The sequence below is a fragment of the uncultured Caulobacter sp. genome, assembly GCF_937900395.1.
Lineage (GTDB): Bacteria > Pseudomonadota > Alphaproteobacteria > Caulobacterales > Caulobacteraceae > Caulobacter.
Genome location: NZ_CALCDX010000142.1, coordinates 1 through 4,124 on the forward strand (window position 1 = coordinate 1; position 4,124 = coordinate 4,124).

Annotated in this window: 6 protein-coding genes; 5 read left to right on the forward strand and 1 reads right to left on the reverse strand. The window is 68.4% G+C overall.

Annotated features, from left to right (window positions below):
* From Q0379_RS11505 to Q0379_RS11515, 3 genes are all read left to right on the forward strand, one after another.
* On the forward strand, nucleotides 1–129 hold a 129-nt coding region (locus tag Q0379_RS11505; protein ID WP_299008602.1), incomplete at its 5' end, for a hypothetical protein.
* Nucleotides 126–941 (forward strand): RluA family pseudouridine synthase, encoded by an 816-nt coding sequence (locus Q0379_RS11510; protein ID WP_299008593.1) that lies wholly within the window; start codon nucleotides 126–128, stop codon nucleotides 939–941. The genes Q0379_RS11505 and Q0379_RS11510, both read left to right, overlap by 4 nt.
* Nucleotides 942–952: 11 nt before the next feature.
* On the forward strand, nucleotides 953–1,462 hold the full coding sequence (locus tag Q0379_RS11515) for a hypothetical protein (protein WP_299008595.1): 510 nt from the start codon (nucleotides 953–955) through the stop codon (nucleotides 1,460–1,462).
* Between the two features lie 5 nt (nucleotides 1,463–1,467).
* Here the strand turns inward: Q0379_RS11515 and Q0379_RS11520 are convergent, their stop codons facing one another.
* Complete coding sequence (locus Q0379_RS11520; protein WP_299008597.1) at nucleotides 1,468–2,697, reverse strand: hypothetical protein; 1,230 nt, start codon at nucleotides 2,695–2,697, stop codon at nucleotides 1,468–1,470.
* Nucleotides 2,698–2,862: 165 nt separating this feature from the next.
* Between Q0379_RS11520 and crcB the strand changes: the two genes are divergently transcribed.
* Nucleotides 2,863–3,246, forward strand: coding sequence for a fluoride efflux transporter CrcB (gene crcB, locus Q0379_RS11525; RefSeq protein ID WP_299008598.1), 384 nt, complete (start codon nucleotides 2,863–2,865; stop codon nucleotides 3,244–3,246).
* On the forward strand, nucleotides 3,243–4,124 hold an 882-nt coding region (locus tag Q0379_RS11530), incomplete at its 3' end, for an RluA family pseudouridine synthase (protein ID WP_299008600.1). The genes crcB and Q0379_RS11530, both read left to right, overlap by 4 nt.

Below are 4,124 nucleotides of genomic sequence, written 5' to 3' on the forward strand. Positions count from 1 at the left end.
TCGGGCCAGAACTACTTCCCGGACGGCATGGAGCGCCGGCGCTTCTATGAGCCCAAGCCCGTCGGCGCCGAGGCCAAGGTGCGAGAGCGCTTGGAAGCCTGGGGCAAGGTGCGTAAGGACGGCAAATGAGCAGTCCGAAATTCCGCCGCCCGCCCGGCGTCGCCAAGCCCAAGGCCGTCGATTGTCCCATTACCCTGACGCCCGAGGAGATCGCGGCGGCGCAGTCGTGGGTTCTGTACGAGGACGAGGCGATCATCGTGCTGAACAAGCCGGCGGGCCTGTCCAGCCAGGGCGGGCGCATCAAGGCTCACACGCTGGATGACCTGCTCTGGGCGTTCGCCAAGCCGGGCAAGGCGCGGCCGCGGCTGATCCACCGCCTGGACCGCGACACCTCGGGCGTGATCCTGACGGCCAAGACCAAGCCGGGCGCGGCTTTCCTGGGTGAGGCCATGATGGCCAAGCGGTTCCGCAAGAGCTACCTGGCCATCGTCGCGCCAGGCGCTCCGGAACCCAAGGGCGGCATGATCGACAGTCCGCTGCGGCGCGAGTCGATCGGTCGCGAGGCCTATATGCGCGTCTGCGCGCCGGACCACCCGGAGGCCGAGACCGCCCGCAGCCGCTATCGCACCCTCGCCGCCAACGCCACCGCCGCCTTGGTCGAGCTCTCGCCTGACACCGGCCGCATGCATCAATTGCGCGTCCACATGGCCTCGATCGGCCGACCGCTGGCGGGCGACAGCCGTTACGGCGGCGCGCTGATGCTGGGCGGCGTGGCCGTGCCGCGCCTGATGCTGCATGCCGCCAGGCTGACCTTTCCGCACCCGCTGGGCGGAGAGCGCAAGATCATGGCCCCGCTTCCGTCGGATTTCGTCGCGATGCTTGAAGCGTTGGACCTGCCGATTCCGGAACAGCCGGCGTCGGACGCCGTTGAACAGGTCTGAAGAGGCTCGCCATGAAGATCGTCAAACCCCTCGTCGCCGCCGTCCTGTCGGGACTGGTGCTGGCCGCCTGCGCCAGCACGCCAACCGTCTATCGCGCCCAGTCCGGCGCGCCCAACGATGTCGGCTATTCCGAATATCGCCTGGAGGCCGGCCGCTATCGCGTCACCTTCCAGGGCGGGCCGGGAGCGAAGGAGGCTCAGATCGCCGACTACGCCCTGCTGCGGGCCGCCGAATTGGCGCTGCGCGACGGCTATGACTGGTTCCGGATCGCGGACCGTTCGACTTCGGCGTCTGGCTACGACCGCGGTCCTCGCATGTCGGTCGGCGGCGGTTCGGCCAGCTTTGGCCGCCATACCAGCGTCGGACTTGGCCTGGGGACGAGCTTCAATCTCGGTCCGGGGCCGTCCTTCGCCCAGTCGATCGAGGTGGTGTTCGGCAAGGGCCCGACGCCGCGCGACCGCGACGCTTACGACGCGCGGGAGATCGTGAAGACGATCGGGTACGGACGCGGCCGCGTCTAAGTGGTCTAGGCTGCGGCCTGCTTGCCCAGCGGATAGGTGGCGCGCAGCGACGCGTGGCTCAGGCCAGCGGTCTCGGCCGCCGCGAAGAAGCCTTCTGCCGGCAGGCCTTGCAGGATCGTGGTGGCCGCCAGCCCGCGGGCGTCGCGGCCGAAAGCCATGATGTCCATCGCGATCTTGGCGGCTTCCCCGGTCAGGTCCGAGGCGTCCAGCGCCAGGCCCGCCAGGCGAGCGTCGCGTAGAACGCGCAGCGCTTCACGATCCGGAGGCACGCGAGCGATCACGCCGCGGGTCAGGGCGCGCAGCAGGCCGACGACCTCCAGCAGACGACCGGCGGGGGTGCCGCGGGTGATGTCGACCAGTTCGATCATGACGCCGCCGCGCAGCAGGCCCAGCGAGAGGCCGGCCGTGCCGGTCAGCAGGTCGCGGCCGCGCTGAGTGCCCAACGTGCGGAACGACGCGGGCAGGATCAGTTCGGGCGTATGCGGGCCTTGAGCCGAGCGCGCGAAGACGGCCGCGTACTTCAAGGTCGACTCGTCGATGAAGGCGACGTCGCGGTCCGACAGCTTGGTCAGGGCGCGGGCAGAGGCTTGGCGACCGCTCGCCAGGTGCGTGACCATCGGTTCGATCCGCACGGCCGTGGTGATGTTGCGGCGCAGGTTGACCACATGCTCCAGCGTGAAGTCGACGCGAAGCGCGGCGCCGGCCGCGGTGGTGAAGGCCACCGGCGTGCGGCGAGCCTCGTCGGCCGGATCGACCGCGATGCGGACGGGAGAACGCTCAGAGTCGCGGCGCGCGCGGGCCGCCAGGATGACGGTCGGATCGATGCGCTTGCAGACGGCCTGGCCGCCCTCGACGCTGACCACCGAGCGGATGCCGAGATCGGCCGGATCGGCCGAACCCAGCAAATGGGTCAGCACGTCCTCGAGGATGCGCACGCTGGTCGCCTGGGCGGCCAGGCCATGCTCGTGGTTGGTGGCGATCAGGAACTCGCTCTCCGAGATCCGGGCGCGCAGGTCGTTGCGGTCCAGGTGCTCGGCAAGCTTGCGCTCGACATAGGTCCAGACGTCGGCCCGCTTCTGAGCCCACCAGTCGCCGGCCCACATGCGGATGGTCTTGACGCTAATGACATTGACCGAGCCGCGCGCGACTAGATCCGTGCCGGCGAGGCGCTGAAGCACCGGCCCAGGAAGGGCCACGCGTTCGGTCGCGTCGGAGGATTGTTGTGGGCGGGACATGGCTCTGCGCTTCTAGAAATACCGCGACAAGTTGCCGTCCGCGCGTTTAACGAGTGGTGATCAAATAGGGTTTCCAAAGTTGTTTACCGAAAAAGAAATCGCGTAGAATCAAGGGAACCATCTTGAGAGCTTGGCGTTAGGGCCGGCCCGGAGCATAAGACTTTCATGAACAAACTGCTTCTCGTGGCCGCCGGCGGGGCCGTCGGCTCGGTGGCGCGTTATCTTGTCGGCGTTGGCGCTTTACGGGTGATGGGTTCCGGCTGGCCGTACGGAACCTTCACCGTTAATATCGCCGGCGGTTTCCTGATGGGGTGCCTGGCGTCTTGGCTGGCGCATCGCGGCGCGACGTCCAGCGAGCCGTGGCGCATACTGCTGGGCGTCGGCGTCATGGGAGGCTTCACCACCTTCTCGTCCTTCTCGCTGGAAACCGCGCTGATGATTCAGAAGCGCGCCTATCTGCAGGCCTTTTCCTATTCCGCCGCCAGCGTGCTTCTGTCCGTGGCGGCCCTGTTCGCGGGCCTTCTGATCGCCCGCAGGATCTTCGCATGAGCACCACCAAGGAAGTCCGCACCCTGTATGTCGACGCCGGCGAGGACGGGGTGCGCCTGGATCGCTGGTTCAAGCGGCGCTGGCCGCACCTGAATCACATCCAGCTCAACAAGCTGTTCCGCTCGGGTCAGGTCCGGGTCGACGGCTCGCGCGCCAAGGCCGACACCAAGCTGGCCGCCGGCAGTCAGATCCGCGTCCCGCCGCTGCCCGACGCGCCCGATCCCGCCGACAAGGGCAAGCTGTCGGCGCGCGATGTCGCCTACGCCAAGTCGCTGGTGCTGTACGAGGACGAGGAGGTGCTGGCGCTGAACAAGCCCGCGGGCCTCGCCGTCCAGGGCGGCACCAAGACGACCAAGCACATCGACAAGCTGCTCAGCGCCTGGGGCGAGGGCGTCGATCGCCCGCGCCTGGTCCATCGTCTGGACCGCGACACCTCTGGCGTGCTGCTGCTGGGCAAGACGCCCAGCGCCGCCGCGCGTCTGTCGGGCGCCTTCGCCAAGCGCAAGGCGCAGAAAACCTATTGGGCCATCGTCGCCGGCAATCCGCACCCGACCGAGGGGGTGATGGAGCTGCACCTGGCCAAGCGCGGGGTGGGCGATCGCGAACTGGTCGTGCCCGCCCAGCCGAAGGATCCGGACGCCCAACCGGCCGAGACGGAATTCGTCACCATCAGCCGCGCCGGGCCGCGCGTCACCTGGATGGCGCTGCGTCCGCACACGGGCCGCACCCACCAGCTTCGCGCGCACATGAAGGCGATGGGTCACCCCATCCTGGGCGATCCCAAGTATGGCGATGAGAAGTCCGCGCCGCTGTCGGAAGGCCTGAAGCTGCAGCTGCACGCCCGCTCGATCCTGCTGCCGCACCCGTCGGCCGGCATG